The organism is Polaribacter pectinis (assembly GCF_014352875.1).
GTDB lineage: Bacteria > Bacteroidota > Bacteroidia > Flavobacteriales > Flavobacteriaceae > Polaribacter > Polaribacter pectinis.
On the sequence record NZ_CP060695.1, the window covers coordinates 1,210,651 to 1,232,082 of the forward strand.

Below are 21,432 nucleotides of genomic sequence, written 5' to 3' on the forward strand. Positions count from 1 at the left end.
TTCCTATCCTTTTCATGATTTTAACTGTACTTTTCTACGCATTTGTAGTTTTTGCAGGCATACAAATTATTTATTATCTTGCTTTTACCTCATTTCTTTTTACTGATAAAAAACAGAAAAAAAAATTAGTGAAAGAAATTCCTATTTCTGTAATTATTTGTGCTAAAAACGAAGCTGAAAACTTACAAAAATTTCTTCCCTACATTATTGAACAAAATTATTCAGATTTTGAAATTGTTCTAATAAACGATGCTTCTTCAGACGAAACTTTAGAAATTATGGAAGCTTTTCAATCCCAAAATTCGAACATTAAAATTATTAATGTAGAAAATATTGAAGCTTTTTGGGGGAATAAAAAATACGCACTTACTTTAGGAATAAAAGCTGCAAAAAACGAACATTTATTATTTACAGACGCCGATTGTAAACCTATTTCTAAAAATTGGATTGCTGAAATGAGTAAAAATTTCTCTCAAGAAAAATCTATTATTTTGGGTTATGGTAAATATAAGAAAGAAAAATTTTTAGTGAATTTATTTGTCCGTTTTGAAACTTTGTTAACTGCAATACAGTATTTTAGTTATGCAAAACTGGGTTCTCCTTATATGGCAGTTGGTAGAAATTTAGCTTATAAGAAAGAGGAGTTTTTTAATGTTAAAGGTTTTATAAACCATATGCATATTAGATCTGGTGATGACGATTTATTTATTAAAGATGCAGCAAATAAAGAGAATACAATTATTTGTACTTCAAAAAATAGTTTTACAATTTCGAAGGCTCCCAAATCTTTTAAAGAATGGTTTCGTCAAAAAAGAAGACATATTTCAACAGCGAATCATTATAAACTTCAACACAAATTCTTTTTAGCCTTATTCTTTATTTCTAAAGTATTATTTTTTGTTTTGGCAACTGCCCTATTTTTCTTTTATCCTTGGGAAATTATACTATCGATTGTGTTGGGTTATTATCTAATTCAGTTTTTAGTTATTGGCTTTTCAGCAAAAAAATTAAAAGAACCACAAATTATCTTTTTACTACCTTTTTTAGAAATTGGCTTGTTATTGTTTCAATTTAGTATATTTATCACTAATTTGATTTCAAAACCCAATCATTGGAAATAGACAATAAAAAACTTGATATAAATATCTCGAAAGCAAAAAACGGTAGCCAATCTGCTTTTCTTTTTTTGTTGAATTCTTTTTGGGGAGATGTTTATAATTATCAATTAAAACGTACAAATAGCGAGAATGATGCTGAAGATATTACGATTCAGACTTTTTCTAAAGCGTTTGATAAAATAAATACTTTTAATGACACCTATGTTTTTAAAACTTGGTTAATTACCATTTCTAAAAATGTTCATATAGATTTACTTCGAAAGAAAAACAGTTCTATTTCTGTTGAAACAACCAAAGAACAAGAAGACAAAATTTATTTGGTGGTTGATGAAAACCCAACTCCAGAAGACAAAATTATTCGAGAACAAAATTTAGCAAAATTGTTGAGAGATATTAAACAATTAAAACCTAAATACCAAGAAGTTATTCAGTTACGCTACTTTCAAGAATTGAGTTACAAAGAAATTTCTGAACATATTAACGAACCAATGAATAATGTAAAAGTAAAACTTTTACGTGCTAAAAAATTATTGGCAGAGATAATTAAGGAGTCTTAATGATGAAAAAATCCTTTTTACAATCAATAGGACCGGGTTTATTATTTGCAGGTGCAGCAATTGGAGTTTCTCATTTGGTACAATCTACAAAAGCAGGCGCAGAATTTGGTTTTGGGTTGTTGTGGGCTTTGTTATTGGTACATCTTTTTAAATATCCATTTTTTCAATTTGGTCCACGTTATGCAGCAGCAACAGGAGAAACTTTGTTAGATGGTTACAGAAAACTAGGAAAAGGCGTGTTAATCGCTTATTACATTATTAATTTTGCTACCATGTTTACTATACAAGCTGCTGTAACAATTGTAACTGCAGGTTTGGCTTCACAATTATTTGGTATTACAAATGATTTGGTTTTATGGTCTACAATTCTACTATTTGTTAGTTTGATTTTTTTGGTTGTCGGGAAATACAAATTGTTAGATAATTTAATGAAATATATTATTGTTATCTTAACAATTAGTACAATAATCGCAGTTTTAATGGCACTGTTTAGCACCAAAGATGCTTTTGATGTTACACAAATTCTACCTTCAGGAACTGTGGAAATTACTTTTTTAATAGCATTTTTAGGTTGGATGCCAGCTCCTTTAGATGTTTCCATTTGGCATTCTATTTGGTCTGTAGAAAAAGACAAAACAACTGTTATAAAAACAAAACCAAAAGATGCAATTTTCGATTTTAATATTGGCTATATAGGAACACTCTTTTTAGGGATTTGCTTTGTTCTTTTAGGTGCTTTAGTAATGTATAAATCTGGTGAAACATTCTCTAATAAAGGTGGCGTTTTTGCATCGCAATTAATAAAATTGTACACTAAGAATTTAGGTGAATTTTCTTATATTTTTATTGCAATTGCTGCCTTTACAACCATGTTTAGTACTACAATTACAACATTAGATGCTTCTCCAAGAGCAATGAATAGAACAACAAAACTGTTATTCAATAAAGAATTAAAATATGGTTATTGGTTTTGGATCATCTTCCTTTTTGCTGGTACTTTTTTAATTTTGAAATACTTTATGGACAATATGGGAATCTTGATAAAAGTTGCGACTATTTTATCTTTTTTAACAGCTCCTTTTTATGCTATTTTCAATTATATTTTAATAACAGGAAAGCATACTCCAAAAGAACATCAACCAGGAATCTTTTTAAGAATTTTAAGTATTGTTGGAATTGTTTTTTTAGTCGGATTTAGTATTTGGTTTTTAACGAATATTTAAATCTTTTCTTTGTAAATTTGCATTCTAATAAAGAACGAAAATGGCTGTAGACTCTGTAATCCTTCCTGAAAGAACCAAAAAACCTAAATGGTTACGTGTAAAATTACCTGTTGGTAAAAAATATACGGAACTAAGAGGTTTAGTTGACAAGTATAGTTTAAACACTATTTGTACAAGTGGAAGTTGCCCAAACATGGGCGAATGTTGGGGAGAAGGAACTGCAACATTTATGATTCTTGGAAACATTTGTACGCGTTCTTGTGGTTTTTGTGGTGTAAAAACAGGTAGACCAGAAACTGTAGAATGGGATGAGCCAGAAAAAGTGGCGCGTTCAATTAAAATTATGAGCATTAAACATGCTGTAATTACTTCTGTAGATAGAGACGATTTAAAAGATGGTGGTTCTATTATTTGGGCAGAAACTGTAGATGCAATTCGTAGAGCTAACCCAAATACAACTCTAGAGACTCTAATTCCAGATTTTCAAGGAAATACAAAACAAATAGACAGAATTATAGAAGTGCATCCAGAAGTAGTTTCTCATAATATGGAAACTGTTAGAAGATTGACTCGTGAAGTTAGAATTCAAGCAAAATACGATAGAAGTTTAGGTGTTTTAAAATACCTTAAAGAAAACGGAATGAGAACCAAAACTGGTTTAATGTTAGGTCTAGGCGAAACTGAAGAAGAAGTAATACAAACAATGAAAGATTTACGCGCAGTAAATTGCGATGTTATTACGATTGGTCAGTATTTACAACCAAGTAAACTGCATTTACCTGTAAAAGAATTTATAACTCCAGAACAATTTAAGAAATACGAAACATTAGGTTTAGAAATGGGCTTTATGTATGTAGAAAGTGGTGCTTTAGTGCGTTCTTCTTACAAAGCGCATAAACATGCCATTTAATAATGTTAAAAAAAACAAAAAATATATTTTCAAATAGTTTTTGGCACACAGATTGCAAAGTATAATTTGAAGAGACGTAGTAAACCTCTTTCATTGTGTAAATTATTTGAATTAGTTGATTTAAAAAAACCATCTCGCTTGAGATGGTTTTTTGATTTTAATTTATTTTCAATTATCAGCTATACTTACATCGCACTAATAATATCGTACTTTGTAATAATATGATGATTCCCATTTTCTAAATCCACCAAAACAGCATTATTTTCTTTTGTAATTAATTTAGAAATATCTTCTAATTTTGCAGATTTTTTTACAATTGGATAAGGTTTTCCCATAATATCTTTTATAGGTTTATCTGCAATATTTTTATCAGCAATAAAATTATGCAACAAAACAGACTCATCTATAGAACCTACAAAACCATTGATATCTTTTACAGGAATCTGCGATATTTTATAATCACGCATTCTTTCAATTGCATGCGAAACCAATTCTTCTGTTTGCGCAGCAACTAAAGGTTCATTATCATGGTTTTTAATTAAATCTGCAGCAGTTTTAATGTCCTCTTCCAAGAAGCCTCTGTCACGCATCCAATCGTCATTAAACATTTTACCCACATATCTACTTCCATGATCGTGAAACAACACAACCACAACATCGTCTTTTGTAAAATGATGTTTCAATTGCAACAATCCTTTGATGGCAGAACCTGCAGAATTTCCCACAAAAATTCCTTCTTCTTTGGCAATTTTTCTAGTGTAAACAGCAGCATCTTTATCCGTTACTTTTGTAAAACCGTCTATTAAAGAAAAATCGACATTTTTTGGCAAAATATCTTCTCCAATTCCTTCTGTTATGTATGGATAAATTTCATTCTCGTCGAAAATACCAGTTTCATGGTATTTTTTAAAAACAGAACCATAGGTATCTACTCCCCAAATTTTAATATCTGGATTTTTCTCTTTCAAGTATTTAGCAACACCAGAAACTGTTCCTCCAGTTCCTACTCCAACTACAAAATGAGTGATTTTCCCATCCGTTTGCTCCCAAATTTCTGGCGCAGTTTGCTCATAATGTGCAATTGCGTTACTTGGGTTGTCATACTGATTCACATACCAAGAATTAGGCGTTTCTGCTCCCAAACGTTTAGAAACAGAATAATAAGATCTTGGATCATCTGGTTCTACGTTTGTTGGACACACGATTACTTCTGCACCCACAGCACGTAAAATGTCCATTTTTTCTTTCGATTGCTTGTCAGATATTACAAAAATACATTTGTAACCTTTTACAATTGCAGCCAAAGCCAAACCCATTCCTGTGTTTCCAGAAGTTCCTTCTATAATAGTTCCTCCAGGTTGTAAACGTCCATCAGCTTCTGCGTCTTCAATCATTTTTAAAGCCATTCTGTCTTTTACAGAGTTTCCTGGGTTAAACGTTTCTACTTTCGCTAAAACCAAAGCATCTACCTCTTTTGTTACCGAATTTAATTGAACCAAAGGCGTGTTTCCAATGGTTTCTAATATATTTTTTGCGTATTTCATGTCGTAAATTTCAAATACAAAGGTAAATCATTTTTTGGGCGTTCCCTAAAGGTCGCGCTTTCATTACTCGCTTTTAACACTTTTTATGAAGTGTTAAAGAGCTCAAACACGCCATTCAATCGCTAACGCAAAATGTCTATTGGCTAATTTCCATGCCAAAAGTTATTAGATTGTCTGCGTTAGCGATTGCAATGGCATCCTTTTTTGAAATACGAAAAAAAGATATAATGGAAAGCGCGACCTTTAGGGAACGCCCAAAAATTAAGCAAACTTAATGGACTTCGAAGGATTTATTTTCGTGATAATATAAGAAGGAATAATCAACATTAAAAAACACAAAATAAGCGTGCCAATATTTAATGCTAAAATTGCGCCAATAGTAATATGAACTGGCATTACAGCGACATAATACGTTTCTGGATTTAAGGTAATTATCTCGAAAAAATACTGAAACCCAATAATGGATAACCCAATAATATTCCCCCAGAAAAGTCCTTTTAAAATAAGGTAAGAAGCATTGTACAAAAATATTTTTCTAATGCTGGAATTGTGGCTTCCCAAGGCTTTTAAAATACCAATCATTTGCACGCGTTCTAAAATTAAAACGAGCAGCGCAGTTATCATGTTTATTCCGGCAATTAAAATCATAATTGCGATTATAAACCAAACATTGTTGTCGAATAATTTAATCCAATCGAACACTGTTGGGTACAAATCTAAAATAGTTTTACTGTTTAAAGTTGCACCAATTTCGCTGTAAATCTCCTCGCCTTTTTCAGCAATATCATCAAAATTATCTAAAACAACTTCAAAACCACCAACTTGATTTTCTGTCCATTTATTCAGTTTTTGCACTTCTCTAATGTCACCAATCATCATATTTTTATCAAACTGTGCAAAACCGGAATTATAAATTCCAGTAATTATATATTTTTTATTAGATGGTAATTTGCTAGTTGCAGTTTTTAAAAAAGTAGCTAAAATGGTGTCGTTTAACTTTAATTGTAAACGATTTATAATAGTTTCAGACAATAAAACATCTCTTGTTCTATCTTGATTAAAATCGGGTAACTTCCCTTCTACCAAGTATTCTTTAAACAAAGACCAATCGTAATCAGAGGAAACTCCTTTAAAAATTACACCTTCAAAATCGGTTTCTGTTCTTAAAATTCCACCTTTATTTGCAAAAATTTGTACATTTTTTACACCTTGTATATTCTTAAATTCAGGATAAAAATCTTGTTCAATATTTATAGGCGTTGTAGAGACATCTGAATTGTTATTATCATAATTCACAATTTGAACATGACCTTTAAAACCAGCCATTTTATCGCGAATTTTGGTTTGCAAACCAGATGCAGTTGCCACTGCAATGAGCATAATAATAATTCCAAGCGCAATTGCTGTGATTGCAATTTTTATTATTGGCGATGAAATGCTATTTTTATACTTTTTGCCAGCGATAATGCGTTTTGCAATAAATAACTCGTAATTCAAATTGATGATAAAATTAATTCACCTCAAAAGTACATATTTATTCTTATTTCTATTGTTGAATTTTCAGCTGATTTCTTGTGCCCAGAAAAAGGTTCAAGATTCAAAAATGGAAATTCAAAGTTCAAAAAACGAGACATTAGAAATTAAAACTGGCGCAGAACAAACCAATTTATACCTCGATTTACTTAAAGGTAAAAAAGTTGGTATTGTAGCCAACCAGACTTCAGTTTTGTCTGTTTTACAAAGATCGGAAGTTGCACCAAATGTTATGGGTTCTAAAAAGGTAATGCATCATTTAGTAGATTATTTGCATAATTATGGCGGAATTACAGTAACAAAAGTATTTTCTCCAGAACATGGTTTTCGTGGAAAAGCAGATGCTGCAGAATTGATTAAAGATGGTGTTGATACCAAAACAGGTTTACCAATTATCTCTATTTATGGAAAAAGTAAAAAACCGTCTGCAAAACAATTAGAAGGGATTGATGTAATGGTTTTTGATATTCAAGATGTAGGAGCACGTTTTTACACTTATATTTCTTCATTGCATTATGTAATGGAAGCTTGTGCAGAAAACGGAATTCCAGTTATTATTTTAGACAGACCAAATCCAAACGCACATTATATAGATGGCCCAATTTTAGAAATGGAACACACTAGTTTTGTTGGTAAACATCCTGTTCCTGTTGTTTATGGAATGACCATTGGCGAATATGGACAAATGATTAATGGAGAAAAATGGCTAAAAAACGGAATACAATGTGATTTAAAAGTAATTCCGAATAATAATTATACGCATAATTCTAAATATTCTTTAGCCATAAAACCTTCGCCAAATTTACCAAATGATAAAAGCATCAACTTATATCCTAGTTTAGGTTTTTTCGAAGGAACAACAATTAATGCTGGTCGTGGAACAGAATTTCAGTTTCAAAGATATGGAGCTCCTTTTTTTAAGAAAACTGGTTTTTCATACTCTCCACAAGCAAATGAGGGTGCAAAATACCCAAAGCATAAAGGAAAATTATGTTATGGAGTAGATTTAAGTAAAACTCCACATTTATCAAAAATTGACTTGTCTTTTTTAATGGATGCTTATAAACAAACTCCAAAAACAGAAAAATTCTTTGGAGAAACTTTTACAATTCACGCAGGAACAAAAAAACTTCAAAAACAATTAGAACAAGGTTTGTCTGCTGAAGAAATTAGAGCAAGTTGGGTTAATGGATTGGAGAAGTTTAAGATTGTTCGTGAGAAGTATTTGATTTATGAGTAGAAATGATTTTAAAGGTATGACCACTAACGAAAGATTGTACTTTTCTGGAAATTTGAACAATTTTAAAAAAGCTTTAAAACGTAATGATGAAAAAAAAGTTAGAGAAATTCTTCAACAAGTTTATGTTGATGATAAATCAATAGAATTGATTCTTAAAAACAATAAAATATCTCCTCTTAACAAAATAGTTAAAAGATTTCTTAATTTTTTTTTAAAAATTAACCCTAAAATTTAAGTTTAAGCAATTTGACAAAACTCTAACCTTCCTCAACTCCAGTAGGTTTTCTATATCCTTGAAAAGGTTGTTTTAACAACTCTTTTAAAGATGAATTTTTTACTTCATCAGGGAAAGTATCTACTCCATAGACAATTTTTTCTCTGTCAAATTCTAAATACGTTCCGAAAATTCTGTCCCAAATAGAAAAAATATTTCCATAATTAGAATCTGTATAAGGCAACATATTATGATGATGAACTTTATGCATATCTGGAGAAACAATAAAATAACTCAAGAATTTATCTACTTTTGGCGACATTTTAATATTTGCGTGGGTAAATTGTGTAAAAACCAAAGACATAGATTGATACATAAACACAATTGCAATTGGAGTTCCCACTAAAAAAACTCCTATTAAAGTAAACGCAAAACGAATAACACTTTCTATAGGATGATGTCTGTTTGCAGTGGTTGTATCAACTTTATGATCTGAATGATGCACCAAATGAACCATCCATAAAGGTTTTATTTTGTGTTCTGTATAATGAGCTAAATACGCACCAAAGAAATCTAAAAACAAAACTCCTAAAACAACATACAACCACAAAGGCATTTCTGGTAACCAATTTATAATTCCGAAATTGTTTGCTTGCACCCAATCTGCCGTTTTTAATAATAAAAAAGCCAATGCAAAATTAATTATGATAGTAGTTAATGTAAAAAACAAATTAGGAACTGCGTGTTTCCACTTCTTGTAATCGAATTTGAATAATGGAATTGCTCCTTCTAATAACCAGAAAAAGGTAATTCCACCAACTAAAATAAGACTTCTATGGGCAGTTGGTATTGTTTCAAAATAATTAAAAATAGTTTCCAAATTGATTATATTTTTTACTAAAATAGTGAAAACTTATTAAAATAATTTTCAATAAAAAAAACCGTTTTGAAATAATTCTCAAAACGGTTTTGAATATGATTAAAAACAGAAACTTTTAAAAATTAGTTTCCATTTGTAAATATTGTAAAAATTCTTTTTTAGTTTCTTTCTCTTTAAACTTCCCACCAAATTCTGATGTTACAGTAGAGCTTTCAATATCTTTTATTCCTCTTGAGTTTACACATAAATGTTTTGCATCTATAACACAAGCAACATCATCTGTACCTAAAGCTTCTTGCATAGCTTGTACAACTTGCATTGTTAAACGCTCTTGAACTTGTGGTCTTTTTGCAAAATACTCCACAATTCTGTTCATTTTAGAAAGCCCTATTACTTTTCCATTAGAAATATAAGCAACATGTGCTCTACCAATAATTGGTAATAAATGATGCTCGCAAGTAGAATACACAACAATGTTTTTTTCCACCAACATTTCACCATAATTGTAGTTATTATCAAACGTGGATGCTTTTGGCATGTTTGCAGGATTCAACCCCATAAAAATTTCGTTTACAAATGCTTTTGCAACTCTTTTTGGTGTTCCTTGTATACTATCATCTTCTAAATCCATTCCTAAAGTGTGCAAGATATCTTTTACACTTTCTTGGATTTTATTAATTTTTTCTTCGTCAGAAATAGCAAAAGCATCTGCTCTTAATGGAGTTTTCGCAGAAGTTGCTACGTGGTTCTCTCCTATTTCTTCAATTCTTTCGTCATTCATTTTGCTGTTCAATTCAAACATTTCAATCGTTTATTAAAGTGCAAATTTACGAGTTTGCAACTTATTATTTCTAATTATGAATCAATTATAACTATAAAACTATAATTTCTTATGCTTTTAATTGATTTACTAATTCGCTTAAAGACAATTTAGATTGTTCTCCAGAAACCATATTTTTTAATGTAAACTCTTGTTTTTCCATCTCTTGAGAACCAACAAGAACAACAAATTCAATTTCACGCTTATTAGCGTAATTCATTTGTTTTTTCATTTTTGCTGAATCTGGGAATAATTCTGATTTCACGTCATTTTTCCTTAATTCAGAAATTGCTTTCATACAATACAATGCTTCATCTTCTCCAAAGTTGACGAACAATACTTTTGGTTTTGGTAAGTCGACAGTTTTAAACAAACCTAACTCCTCTAAAACTAAATAGATTCTGTCCAATCCGAATGAAATTCCAACTCCAGAGACATCTTTTAAACCAAAGATACCTGTTAAATCGTCATATCTTCCTCCTCCACCAATGGAACCCATCTTTACTCCTTTTGGGGCTGAAACTTCAAAAATTGCACCTGTATAATAGTTTAAACCTCTTGCCAATGTAACATCTACTTCTAAACTTGCAGATTTTAAACCTAATTCAGCAATTGAATTTATTACAAATCGTAATTCTTCTACTCCTTTTTTACCTTCTTCAGAAGTTTGCAACATCTTTTCTAAAGACGCTAATTTATCGATATTAGAACCTGTAAAACTAAATAAAGGTTGCACTTTTTGAATTGCTTCTTCAGTAATTCCTTTATCAAGCATTTCTTGTTCGACTTTCTCTTGACCAATCTTGTCTAACTTGTCTAAAGCAACTGTAAAATCGATTAATTTATCTTGAGCGCCAATAACTTCTGCAATTCCAGATAATATTTTTCGATTGTTGATTTTGATAGTCGTTCCTTCTAAACCTAACTTACTAAAAACGGTGTCATACAACTGAATAAATTCAACTTCTTGCCACAAAGATTTGCTTCCAACTACATCTGCATCACATTGAAAAAATTCTCTAAAACGTCCTTTTTGTGGTCTGTCTGCTCGCCAAACTGGTTGCACTTGATATCTTTTAAAAGGAAACGTAATTTCATTTTGATGTTGTACAACGTATCTTGCAAAAGGTACTGTTAAATCGTAACGAAGTGCTTTTTCAGAGATTTGAGAAGTTACTTTTAAGCTATCTTTTTCTGACAAAAGTTTATCATCAGCTTTATTTAGAAAGTCTCCTGAATTCAAAATTTTAAAAATCAAACGATCTCCTTCATCACCATATTTACCCATTAAGGTTGATGAATTTTCAAAACTCGGAGTTTCAATTGGTTGAAACCCGAAAGTTTCAAAAGAAGTTTTAATCGTATTCATTATATACGTACGATTAGCAACTTCTGTTGGTGAAAAATCTCTGGTTCCTTTTGGAATGCTTGGTTTCATATTTAAATTATGAATTATGAATTACGAATTACGTGATTTATATTATCATACGTAATTCATAATTTGAAATTATTAATTGAGCGTGCAAATATCGTGAAAAAGTTATAATTTTTTGGGAGTTGTAAAGGTTTTATTTTGTCTTCTTAAAGAATAAATAGACGCATTTAATTCGAAGCCCAAAAGAAGAATAATAGCATTTAACCAAATGAATAACATTAAAATTAAAAGCGTACCTATAGAGCCATAAAGCTCGTTATATTTTGCAAATTCATTTACATAATAACCAAATAAATAGAAAGTTAAAATGGATAAAATTGTTGTAAAAACAGCTCCTGGAGAGAAAAAACGAGAATGCTTTCCTTCTTTTGTTCCAAAGTGATATAACATGGAAACTGTAATGAAAATCATTGTTATAAATATGAAACCTCTTAATAATTGCACCCAAATAATGTTGTGCTGAATCCAACTTAAAGAAACCATATCTTTTAAAATTAAATCGAAGAAAACAACAATAATAACTGTTAATAATAAAAAAACAGTAATTACTAAAGAGACAAACATTGCAATAAAATAAGATCTAAAAACATTTCTAACCACTTTAACATGATAAGAGTATTCAAATCCTCCAAAAATGGCATTTACACCATTAGTCATTAAAAAAATAGACCCAATTACACCAAAAGAAAGCAAACCTCCATATTGGTTTTTAATAATATCTATTAAAACAGAATCTACAGCATCAAAAGTTTTTGGTGGTAAAACATCTGCAATTATAGATAATAAACCTTCTTGAGCACCTTCTATGGGTACAAAAGGAATTAGCGTAAGTACAAAAAGTAAAAAAGGAAAAATTGACATAAAAAAACTATAAGCAATTCCACCAGCTCTAGTTGTTAATGCACCTTCAACAATACCAATAAAATACATTTCTAAAACGTCATATAAAGACATGCCTTCTAAACCCGGAATTTTAATTTTCTTTCCTAGTTTTACAAGAATTCCGATTATTGGAATTTTTTCAAGTTTGTCTTCTATTTCTTTTGTCATAAAGTCCTTTTGTCCTTTGGACATTTCCCCAGAATGGGAAACCTACTCAATATTAATTTTATTTAATTGTAAAAATAACTCTTTAAAAATTGTTTCTTTTTCTAAAAATGAAATTGAATCTTTTAAAAATAACTTGTGAGATTTAAAACTTAAACTCGCTAAAAGTCCATATTCCTCATTAAAAACAAGAGTTCTTGTATGACTTCTTTTTTGACGAATTTGATACATTTTAAATTCAACATCTTTAGGTTTATAGACACTTTTTATCCTATATAAAGTATCTGATGCCATCAATAAGTAGTCTTTATCTAAATCGTATTTAAATTCTAAAATTAAGTTTGAATTCTCGCTTGAAACATATTTAAAATTAATGAATTCTGATTCATGTTTTGAATTTAAAATATAGCTTTCAGAAGTATCTTTGTTAATTGAATATAATATAATAGGTGTATTAATTTCTTCTCTTTTGCAAGAGATAATAATTAAACTAATTAAAACAGCAAATAAAACTACTTTTTTCATTCTACTATTATTTTATATTTAGAAAACAAACCATCAATAGTATTTCTACTAAACTTTGCTCCTCTTAAACGATTTTCTTCTGGATTGATTGTAAAATTAAATGAAGTTCTAAAATCTGATTTTTCTAAATTAGTGTTATCAAAAATTGAATTTTTTAAATTACAATTATTAAAAACACTACTATTTGCAATTGTTTCTGTAAAATCTACTTCTTCTAAACTACATTTTTCAAACCGTGTATTTGATATTTTTAATTGGTAAAAAGACGAAAAGTTTAATTGACATTCTGTAAACGAAAACTGCAATAAAAACGGATTACATTCATTAAACTTCACTCCTATCATCTTACAATTTGTAAAATTCACATCTTTAAAAGCAGTTTGTTTTACAATTGCATTGCTAAAATTACAATCGATAAACTCACTTTCTACAAACTGAATGTTAGACGCGTGAACGTTTCCGAAGTTACAATTTGTAAATACACAATTATCGTATTCACCTTTTATGATTTTCGTTTTTGTAAAATCAATTTTTGAATATTCTTTGCTATCGAAATAATCATCAGACATTAGTCTATTGCTTTTAAACTTAAATCTAAATTATAAACTGAATGCGTTAATGCGCCAGAAGAAATAAAATCTACTCCACATTCTGCATATTTTCTAATCGTTTTTTCGTTGATTCCTCCAGAAGATTCTGTCAAACAAATATCGCTAATTAAATCAACAGCTTTTTTAGTGTCTTCATAATTAAAATTATCAATCAAAATTCTGTAAACACCTTTATTAGAAAGAATTTCTTTAATTTCTTCTAAACTTCTTGCTTCTACAATTATCTTAATATCTAATCCCTTTTCTGCTAAATATTTCTTTGTTTTTGTAATTGCAGCAGTAATTCCACCCGCAAAATCTATATGATTATCTTTAATCATAACCATATCATACAACGCAAATCTGTGGTTCTCTCCACCACCAATTTTTACTGCCCATTTTTCTAAAGCTCTAATTCCAGGTGTGGTTTTTCTGGTATCTAAAACTTTCGTTTTTGTTCCTTTTAATAAATCAGCAAAAAAAGTTGTTTTTGTTGCAATTGCAGACATTCTTTGCATTGCATTTAACACCAAACGTTCTGCCATTAAAATAGATTGCGATTTCCCTGAAACATGAAAAACAATATCGCCATATTTTACTTTTTCGCCATCATTTATAAAAGTTTCTACTTTTAAATCTTTATCAACATAAGAAAAAACCTGTTTTGCGAATTCAACACCGGCTATAATTCCTTCATCTTTTACTAATAACTTTGCTTTTCCTTCAGCATCTGCAGGAATACAAGAAAGTGATGTATGGTCTCCATCGCCAATATCTTCTCTAATGGCATTTTTTATAATAAGATCTAATTCGTTTTGAAATTGTGCTTCTGAAATCATAAATATCTTTTAATTCTGATGTAAAAATAACAATGATTTTCAACTTTTAGTAAGTTCTGATGATTTTATGTTTTAAAACTGATAAATTTGTGATGAAATAATAAAAAGATTTCTCGATATAATTTTCTCAAAAAAATCGAAAATCACTCGAAATGACAGTTTCAATATGAAAATTAAATTACTCGCAATTGGTAAAACTGATAATAAAAATCTAATTCAGTTAATTGATGAATATCAAAACCGATTAAAACATTATATAAAGTTCGAATTAGAGATAATTCCGGATATAAAAAATGTTAAGAATTTGAGTGAAATTCAGCAAAAAGAAAAAGAAGGAGATTTAATATTATCTAAATTACAAAACACAGATGTATTGGTCTTATTGGACGATAAAGGAAAGCATTTTACTTCTATCGAATTTTCGCAATATCTTCAGAAAAAAATGAATGCCGGAATTAAACAATTGGTTTTAGTAATTGGTGGACCTTATGGTTTTTCTGATGCTGTTTATAAAAAAGCAAGTGGAAAAATATCTTTATCTAAAATGACATTTTCCCACCAAATGATTCGTCTTTTTATTGTTGAACAATTGTATAGAGGTTTTACAATTTTAAAGAATGAGCCTTATCATCATGAGTAAAGCCCTAAGCCCATCCTAACCTTCCCCAAGGGAAGGAACTCCAATCTCTCTTTAAAATCTATTATGATTTATAAAATTAGTAAAATTCGTGTCTTAACTTTTGTAACTTTGAAACTTAAATTTTAAACCTTGAACTATTGTATATGAAACTCGTTTTTGCAACTAACAATTTAAATAAACTAAAAGAAGTTCAAAAAATGCTTCCCAACTCCATAGAAATCTTAAGTTTAAAAGACATTAATTGTTTCGATGAAGTGGATGAAACTGAAATTACTTTAGAAGGAAATGCAAAATTGAAAGCAGATTATATCACTGAAAAATTTGGCTATAATTGTTTTGCAGATGATACTGGTTTAGAGGTTGAAAGTTTAGATGGAAAACCTGGAGTTTATTCAGCACGTTTTGCAGGAGAACCTGCTAATTCTGAAAATAATATGCAAAAATTATTATCAGAATTAAAAAATATAGAAAATAGAAAAGCACAATTTAGAACAGCAGTTTGTTTAAATTTAGATGGAAAACAATTTCTATTTGAAGGAATTTGCAAAGGTGAAATTCTAAAAGAAAAACAAGGTGAAAAAGGTTTTGGTTATGACCCAATCTTTAAACCTGAAGGTTTTAGTGAATCTTTCGCCACAATGAATTCCGAAGAAAAAAACAAAATTTCTCATAGAGGAATTGCAATTAATAAACTGGTTGAATTCTTAACAAATTATAAAGATTAACTTATAAAGATTTCAATTTCGCTCAACCAGACATCAATACATGGAACAAAAATCATTCAAAAAACATTTTATATTATTATCAATTTTATTGGTGGTTTTATTTTTTGTGAATGTAAGTTTGGGCTCTGTTTCTATTCCGTTTAAAGATATTTTTAATACTTTAATTGGCGATATTTCTGCCAAGGAAAGTTGGCAAACAATAATTCTGCATTTTAGGTTACCAAAAGCAATTACTGCAGTTTTAGTTGGTTCTGGTTTGTCTATTTGTGGTTTGTTAATGCAAACTTTATTTAGAAATCCTTTGGCTGGCCCTTTTGTTTTAGGAATTTCTTCTGGCGCAAGTTTAGGAGTGGCTTTGCTAATTTTAGGATCATCACTTTTTGGTGGCTTTTTCCTTACAAATTCAGTTTCTAATTGGTCTTTACCAATTGCTGCAAGTTTGGGAGCTTTTTTGGTTTTATCAGCCGTAATTATTGCAGCAAACAGAGTTCGTAATACCATGTCAATTTTAATTATTGGATTGATGTTTGGTAGTTTAACAGGTGCAATTATTAGTGTTTTAGCTTATTTTAGTGAAGCAGCACAAATTCAACAATATTTATTTTGGAGTTTTGGAAGTTTAGGAAACCTTTCTTGGAACGAAATTCTTGTTTTTAGCAGTATTTACTTTCTTGGAATTTTAGGAACAATTTCAATTATAAAACCTTTAAACAGTTTTTTATTAGGTGAAAATTATGCAAAAAGTTTAGGAATAAATGTGAAGAAGAGTAGAAATATAATATTGTTAGTTACAAGTCTTTTAACAGGCGTAATTACTGCTTTTTCTGGACCAATTGCTTTTGTTGGTTTGGCTGTTCCTCATATTGCAAGAATGCTATTTTCTACCTCTAATCATAAAACATTATTACCAGCAGTAGCCATTTTAGGCGCAATTATTTTGCTAATTTGCGACGGAATTGCACAATTACCAACAAGTGAATTCACACTTCCAATTAACGCAATTACATCTCTTTTTGGTGCGCCTGTTGTTATTTGGTTGTTGATAAGAAAGAAAAAGATATTTGTGTAGAAAATTAACAAAGCAAAACTTTGAAACTAAATTTAGAAAAAAATCGAACATAAAGAAAAAAATATCATCCTAAAAACAGAGAATCTAACGATTGGTTATCAACAGAAAAAGCAAAACAAAATTGTTTTTTCTGATGTAAATCTGTCTATAGAAAAAGGAAAACTAATTAGTGTATTAGGTAAAAATGGTATTGGAAAATCAACTTTATTAAGAACTATTTCTAAAGTTCAAAAACCTATTTCAGGTGATGTTATTTTAGAAAACAAAAACCTAAATAATTACACAGAAAGAGAACTTTCCACCAAATTAAGCTTGGTATTAACTGAACGCCTACCAGAAAGTCAATTAACTGTTTTTGAACTCATTGCACTTGGCAGACAACCTTACACAAATTGGATTGACAAGCTTTCTAAAGAAGATATTGAAAAAGTGAATTATGCAATTGAACAAACAGAAATAGAGCATTTAAAAAACAATCGTTTTTACGAATTAAGTGACGGACAATTGCAACGTGTTTTAATTGCAAGAGCCTTGGCGCAAGACACCGAAATTATTATTTTAGATGAACCAACTGCACATTTAGATATGCATCATACCATTAAAATTTTTTCTTTGTTGAAGAAACTGGTTAAGCACACCTCTAAAACCATTATTATTTCTTCGCATGAAGTAAATTTATCTATTCAATTATCGGATGAAATAATTTTATTAAACGATGATAAAATTGCTTTTGGAACTTCAAAAGAACTAATTCATAAAAAAGCTTTCGATCATTTATTTCCGAAAGAACTCATCAATTTTAACAGAACTTTAGAGCAGTTTGTTGTAAACAAAATATAAATTTGAATACGTGTAACTTTTTGTTACTTTTGAATACTAATCTTATCTAACAAAACACAAAATAATTAGATGAAAAAAACACTATATGTTGCTAGTGCATTGGCTTTTATGGCTTGTGGATCTAGTCAAAACACATCAAAAAATGATGATGCAAACTTAGATCAATCTGCAAAATATGCAGAAACAATTACTGCAAAAGATTTAGGGAAGCATTTATTTATTTATGCTTCAGATGAATTTGAAGGAAGAAACACAGGTGAACCAGGTCAGAAAAAAGCTGTTGAATATTTAAAAAATTTCTATGTTAATGAAGGTATTGTTTCACCTTTAGGAGGAAACGATTATTTTCAAGAAGTACCTGCAGAATGGATTAACAAAAACACACGTAGAGGAACATTTAAAGATTCTGAAAACGTAGTTGCTTTTATAAAAGGCTCGGAAAAACCAGATGAAATTGTAGTTATCTCTGCGCATTTAGATCATGAAGGTGTTAAAAATGGAGAAATTTATAATGGAGCTGATGATGATGGTTCTGGAACAGTTGCAATGTTAGAAATTGCAGAAGCTTTTCAAATGGCTGTAAAAAACGGAAAAGGTCCAAAAAGATCTATTTTATTTTTACATGTTACCGGTGAAGAAAAAGGATTATTAGGTTCTAAATATTACACAGATGTAGACCCAATATTTCCTTTAGCAAATACTGTTTGCGATTTAAACATAGATATGATTGGTAGAATTGATGACAGACACAAAGATGACCCAAACTACGTATATTTAATTGGATCTGATAAATTAAGTACTGAATTACACAACTTGTCTGAAGAAGTGAATAAAAAGTACATGAACATTAATTTAGATTATAAATACAATGATGAAAACGACCCGAATCGTTTTTACTATAGATCTGATCATTATAATTTTGCAAAGAACAATGTGCCGATTATCTTTTATTTTAACGGTACACATACAGATTACCACAAACCAACAGATACACCAGACAAAATTAATTATGAACTGTTAGAAAACAGAACTCGTTTAGTTTTTCACACAGCTTGGGAAGTTGCAAATAAAGACACAAGAATTGTTGCAGATAAAGTAGCTGATAAAAAATAAGAAGGTAATAATAGTCCTTTTTAAACATTTAAAAACCGAGCAATTAAATTTGCTCGGTTTTTTTATTTCTACACTTTTTAATCGGTTAAAAATTATGAATAAATAAATTTATTATCAATGAATAAAATTATACCAAAATTAAATTAGTAAAAATTAGCATATTCACAAAAATTTAACAAATCAATATTTTTGTTTTTTTTATTTTTGTGTAGATTACTTGGTAACCTATTTACTAATTTTAAAAAGCTATAATTATGAAAAAATTTATATTTGTTTTTGCAGTTTTATTAGGAACTACAGCTATTGCACAAAATAAAAAAAATTACGGAGCAAAAGCTAAAAACAGTAAACCTTGGCAAAAAGTAAAAACTACAACTAAAATTTTAGTAAATACTTTTGAGAAAAATAATCTTAAAGGAGCGGCTTTTAAAAACACTAAGATTTGGAACAGAGAAATTTCTGATGAAAAAATAGTAATTACTAGAGATACAAAAAGAAGAAAACTACAAGGACCAAAAGCTAAAAATTACAAACCATGGAATAAATAATAATTATAACGACAAAAAGCCAAGCAATATGCTTGGTTTTTTTTTGGTTAATAAATATCTAAACTCCAAACTGTGTTAAATGATGGTCTAAATGTTTATAAAACATGTTATTCCATTCTTCCTTTGTTAGTTTTCCAAAAGAATGCGATTCTTTGCCATTAAAATAATCTTCGCCTAATTCTTGAGTTTTATTAATATAGTCAATTAATCTTTTCTTTTCTGTTTCAAATGCTTTCTCATCAGTTATTAAAAATTGAGAAGCAGTTCTACCATTTTTAGCATATGGTTTTCCTGAAGTTACTATTTTCTTGACAATCAATTTCAGCATAAATTTTGCAAAAGCATTTGGTTTTGGATGCTTATCTGTATATACCATTTCATAAGTAACACAACAATGTGCCAACATTTGCGCAACAGACATTTTACCCCAATTTGGTTGCGATTCTGCTGTTAGTTTTTCTATTCTACCAATTACTTCGTTTGTAACTTCTTTTGTGAAAATGTTTTTCATTTTAGTGTAAAATTTTAAATAGTAATTCTTTTAAAATGTCATCTGGCGTTTGTTTTGCCCCAACTCCTTTGCTTTTTACATCTGCATCTCTTAAAAAAGCGATTACTTGTGCTACTTTTCTCATTGGATAATTTCTACCTGCAACAAAGTACTCGTCTACAAAATATGGGTTTACACCAAGAGTTTTAGCAACAGAACTTTTAGATTTATCTTTTAATCCATGAAACATCAGTAATTGTGTAAAAAAACTATTCAGTAAAGAAATTGTCATTACCAAAGGATTATTTTTAGGATTCTCGGCAAAATAATTAATAATTCTATTCGCTTTTACAATGTTCTTCTCTCCTACTGCTTTTCTTAATTCGAAATTATTGAAGTCTTTAGAAATTCCGATATTTTCTTCTATATGTTTGTCACTAATAATAGTTTCTTTCGGAAGAATTAGCATCAACTTATCTAATTCGTTAGAAATTTTACTTAAATCTGTTCCTAAAAATTCTACTAACATTAAAGAAGCTTTAGGCTCTATCTGATATTTTTGTCCGCTTAAAACTCTACGAATCCAATCTGAAACTTGGTTTTCGTACATTTTTTTACTTTCGAAAACCAACCCAGCTTTCGCAATTACTTTATGCAGTTTTTTACGTTTATCGAGCTTTTTATATTTATAGTTAATTACTAAAACAGTGGTCGGTTGTGGGTTTTCTGCATAAGAAACTAATTTTTCTATAGTTCTACTTAAATCTTGCGCTTCTTTAACAATTAACACTTGCCTTTCTGCCATCATAGGATAGCGTTTTGCGGCACCAACAATATCTTCTATTGTTGCATCTCTACCATACATTACTTGTTGGTTAAAGCCTTTTTCTGCTTCATCCAACACAGTATCTTCAATAAAATCGGAAATTTTATCTATATAATAAGGTTCTTCACCCATTAAAAAATAGATGGGTTTTATGTTGCCTTTCTTTATATCTGAAACAATTGCGTTTATCTCGTTCATTTATCTTTTAATAACTATTGCTTTTTCTAACTCTTCTTTTGTTGGTGTTTCAAACCAACTTTCCATGAATTCAAAATTCTCTTCGGTAACTTCAAACTCAAAAGTTACTCCTTTTTCATGGTTTCTTTTAAAAACTCTTTCCTTTCTAACATCTTTTGAAATATCTAAATAATGAAATTGAATTTCTATGTTATTTTCTTTAGCAAATTTTCTATATTTTTCTCTATGAGAAAATTTAGAAAGTCCAACATCTAAAATACTATCTACCTCTAATTTTTCTAATTGTAAAATAGCATCTTGCATTAATAGTTCTGCTCTTTCAATTCTTTCTAAAAACCAATCTAAACCATCGTTTTCAGTTTTATCTGGAAGAAATAAAATCTTATTCCATTTATCTAAAGCAAAAACAAATCCATTTACTTCTACTTTTAATTTATTAGCATACGTAGATTTACCTGCGCCAGTATTACCAACTAATAAATGTATCATAACTGATTTTTAATTACTT

The 21,432-nt window shown here is 29.4% G+C and carries 23 protein-coding genes; 11 read left to right on the plus strand and 12 right to left on the minus strand.

Annotated features, from left to right (window positions below):
- Positions 1 to 14: 14 nt before the first annotated feature.
- From H9W90_RS05690 to lipA, 4 genes are read left to right on the plus strand one after another with little or no spacing between them, the layout of a single operon-like run.
- Entirely contained in the window at positions 15 to 1,121 is a 1,107-nt protein-coding gene (locus tag H9W90_RS05690) for a glycosyltransferase (RefSeq protein WP_187483488.1), read from the plus strand.
- Positions 1,112 to 1,675 carry an RNA polymerase sigma factor gene (locus tag H9W90_RS05695; protein ID WP_187483489.1) on the plus strand — a complete coding sequence of 188 codons (564 nt, stop codon included), beginning with the start codon at positions 1,112 to 1,114 and terminating at the stop codon, positions 1,673 to 1,675. The genes H9W90_RS05690 and H9W90_RS05695 overlap by 10 nt, the downstream gene beginning before the upstream one ends.
- A 2-nt stretch (positions 1,676 to 1,677) precedes the next feature.
- Positions 1,678 to 2,898: an Nramp family divalent metal transporter gene (locus tag H9W90_RS05700; protein WP_187483937.1), complete on the plus strand. Its 1,221-nt coding sequence runs from the start codon at positions 1,678 to 1,680 to the stop codon at positions 2,896 to 2,898.
- A gap of 40 nt (positions 2,899 to 2,938) precedes the next feature.
- Positions 2,939 to 3,808, plus strand: a complete 870-nt coding sequence (lipA, locus tag H9W90_RS05705; RefSeq protein ID WP_187483490.1) for a lipoyl synthase — start codon at positions 2,939 to 2,941, stop codon at positions 3,806 to 3,808.
- 185 nt (positions 3,809 to 3,993) lie between these two features.
- Here the strand turns inward: lipA and H9W90_RS05710 are convergent, their stop codons facing one another.
- Complete coding sequence (locus H9W90_RS05710; protein ID WP_187483491.1) at positions 3,994 to 5,352, minus strand: pyridoxal-phosphate dependent enzyme; 1,359 nt, start codon at positions 5,350 to 5,352, stop codon at positions 3,994 to 3,996.
- A 261-nt stretch (positions 5,353 to 5,613) separates the two neighbouring features.
- A complete protein-coding gene (locus tag H9W90_RS05715; RefSeq protein ID WP_187483492.1) occupies positions 5,614 to 6,849 on the minus strand; it encodes an ABC transporter permease in 1,236 nt (411 codons plus the stop codon).
- Between the two features lie 4 nt (positions 6,850 to 6,853).
- On the opposite strand from H9W90_RS05715, the gene H9W90_RS05720 reads away from it, so the two are divergent.
- Positions 6,854 to 8,125, plus strand: a complete 1,272-nt coding sequence (locus H9W90_RS05720) for an exo-beta-N-acetylmuramidase NamZ family protein (protein WP_187483493.1) — start codon at positions 6,854 to 6,856, stop codon at positions 8,123 to 8,125.
- Positions 8,126 to 8,382: 257 nt separating this feature from the next.
- On the opposite strand, the gene H9W90_RS05725 is transcribed toward H9W90_RS05720, so the two are convergent.
- The 7 genes from H9W90_RS05725 to nadC form a co-directional block, all read right to left on the minus strand.
- On the minus strand, positions 8,383 to 9,219 hold the full coding sequence (locus H9W90_RS05725; protein ID WP_187483494.1) for a sterol desaturase family protein: 837 nt from the start codon (positions 9,217 to 9,219) through the stop codon (positions 8,383 to 8,385).
- 115 nt (positions 9,220 to 9,334) lie between these two features.
- Positions 9,335 to 10,000 (minus strand): GTP cyclohydrolase I FolE, encoded by a 666-nt coding sequence (gene folE, locus H9W90_RS05730; protein ID WP_437440069.1) that lies wholly within the window; start codon positions 9,998 to 10,000, stop codon positions 9,335 to 9,337.
- Positions 10,001 to 10,109: 109 nt separating this feature from the next.
- Positions 10,110 to 11,477, minus strand: coding sequence for a histidine--tRNA ligase (gene hisS, locus H9W90_RS05735; RefSeq protein ID WP_187483496.1), 1,368 nt, complete (start codon positions 11,475 to 11,477; stop codon positions 10,110 to 10,112).
- A gap of 102 nt (positions 11,478 to 11,579) precedes the next feature.
- Entirely contained in the window at positions 11,580 to 12,524 is a 945-nt protein-coding gene (locus H9W90_RS05740) for a YihY/virulence factor BrkB family protein (RefSeq protein WP_187483497.1), read from the minus strand.
- Positions 12,525 to 12,566: 42 nt separating this feature from the next.
- Positions 12,567 to 13,046: a hypothetical protein gene (locus tag H9W90_RS05745; protein ID WP_187483498.1), complete on the minus strand. Its 480-nt coding sequence runs from the start codon at positions 13,044 to 13,046 to the stop codon at positions 12,567 to 12,569.
- Positions 13,043 to 13,615: a pentapeptide repeat-containing protein gene (locus H9W90_RS05750; RefSeq protein WP_187483499.1), complete on the minus strand. Its 573-nt coding sequence runs from the start codon at positions 13,613 to 13,615 to the stop codon at positions 13,043 to 13,045. The genes H9W90_RS05745 and H9W90_RS05750 overlap by 4 nt, the downstream gene beginning before the upstream one ends.
- A complete protein-coding gene (nadC, locus tag H9W90_RS05755; RefSeq protein WP_187483500.1) occupies positions 13,615 to 14,475 on the minus strand; it encodes a carboxylating nicotinate-nucleotide diphosphorylase in 861 nt (286 codons plus the stop codon). Before nadC ends, H9W90_RS05750 begins: the two co-directional genes overlap by 1 nt.
- 166 nt (positions 14,476 to 14,641) lie before the next feature.
- On the opposite strand from nadC, the gene rlmH reads away from it, so the two are divergent.
- From rlmH to H9W90_RS05785, 6 genes are all read left to right on the plus strand, one after another.
- Complete coding sequence (gene rlmH / locus H9W90_RS05760) at positions 14,642 to 15,115, plus strand: 23S rRNA (pseudouridine(1915)-N(3))-methyltransferase RlmH (RefSeq protein ID WP_088355010.1); 474 nt, start codon at positions 14,642 to 14,644, stop codon at positions 15,113 to 15,115.
- Positions 15,116 to 15,258: 143 nt separating this feature from the next.
- A complete protein-coding gene (locus tag H9W90_RS05765) occupies positions 15,259 to 15,840 on the plus strand; it encodes a non-canonical purine NTP diphosphatase (protein ID WP_187483501.1) in 582 nt (193 codons plus the stop codon).
- Between the two features lie 40 nt (positions 15,841 to 15,880).
- Positions 15,881 to 16,909 (plus strand): FecCD family ABC transporter permease, encoded by a 1,029-nt coding sequence (locus tag H9W90_RS05770; RefSeq protein WP_187483502.1) that lies wholly within the window; start codon positions 15,881 to 15,883, stop codon positions 16,907 to 16,909.
- A gap of 189 nt (positions 16,910 to 17,098) precedes the next feature.
- Positions 17,099 to 17,749 (plus strand): ABC transporter ATP-binding protein, encoded by a 651-nt coding sequence (locus H9W90_RS05775; protein WP_367890070.1) that lies wholly within the window; start codon positions 17,099 to 17,101, stop codon positions 17,747 to 17,749.
- Between the two features lie 69 nt (positions 17,750 to 17,818).
- A complete protein-coding gene (locus tag H9W90_RS05780) occupies positions 17,819 to 18,862 on the plus strand; it encodes a M28 family metallopeptidase (protein ID WP_187483503.1) in 1,044 nt (347 codons plus the stop codon).
- 254 nt (positions 18,863 to 19,116) lie between these two features.
- Positions 19,117 to 19,410, plus strand: coding sequence for a hypothetical protein (locus H9W90_RS05785; protein WP_187483504.1), 294 nt, complete (start codon positions 19,117 to 19,119; stop codon positions 19,408 to 19,410).
- Between the two features lie 58 nt (positions 19,411 to 19,468).
- Here H9W90_RS05785 and H9W90_RS05790 read toward each other — a convergent pair whose 3' ends face one another.
- The 3 genes from H9W90_RS05790 to H9W90_RS05800 are packed head-to-tail and all read right to left on the minus strand — an operon-like array spanning position 19,469 to position 21,413.
- Entirely contained in the window at positions 19,469 to 19,921 is a 453-nt protein-coding gene (locus tag H9W90_RS05790) for a DUF1569 domain-containing protein (RefSeq protein ID WP_187483505.1), read from the minus strand.
- Between the two features lies 1 nt (position 19,922).
- Positions 19,923 to 20,924, minus strand: coding sequence for a DNA polymerase III subunit delta (gene holA, locus H9W90_RS05795; RefSeq protein WP_187483506.1), 1,002 nt, complete (start codon positions 20,922 to 20,924; stop codon positions 19,923 to 19,925).
- Positions 20,925 to 21,413: a P-loop nucleotide/nucleoside kinase family protein gene (locus H9W90_RS05800; RefSeq protein WP_187483507.1), complete on the minus strand. Its 489-nt coding sequence runs from the start codon at positions 21,411 to 21,413 to the stop codon at positions 20,925 to 20,927.
- Positions 21,414 to 21,432 lie beyond the last annotated feature (19 nt).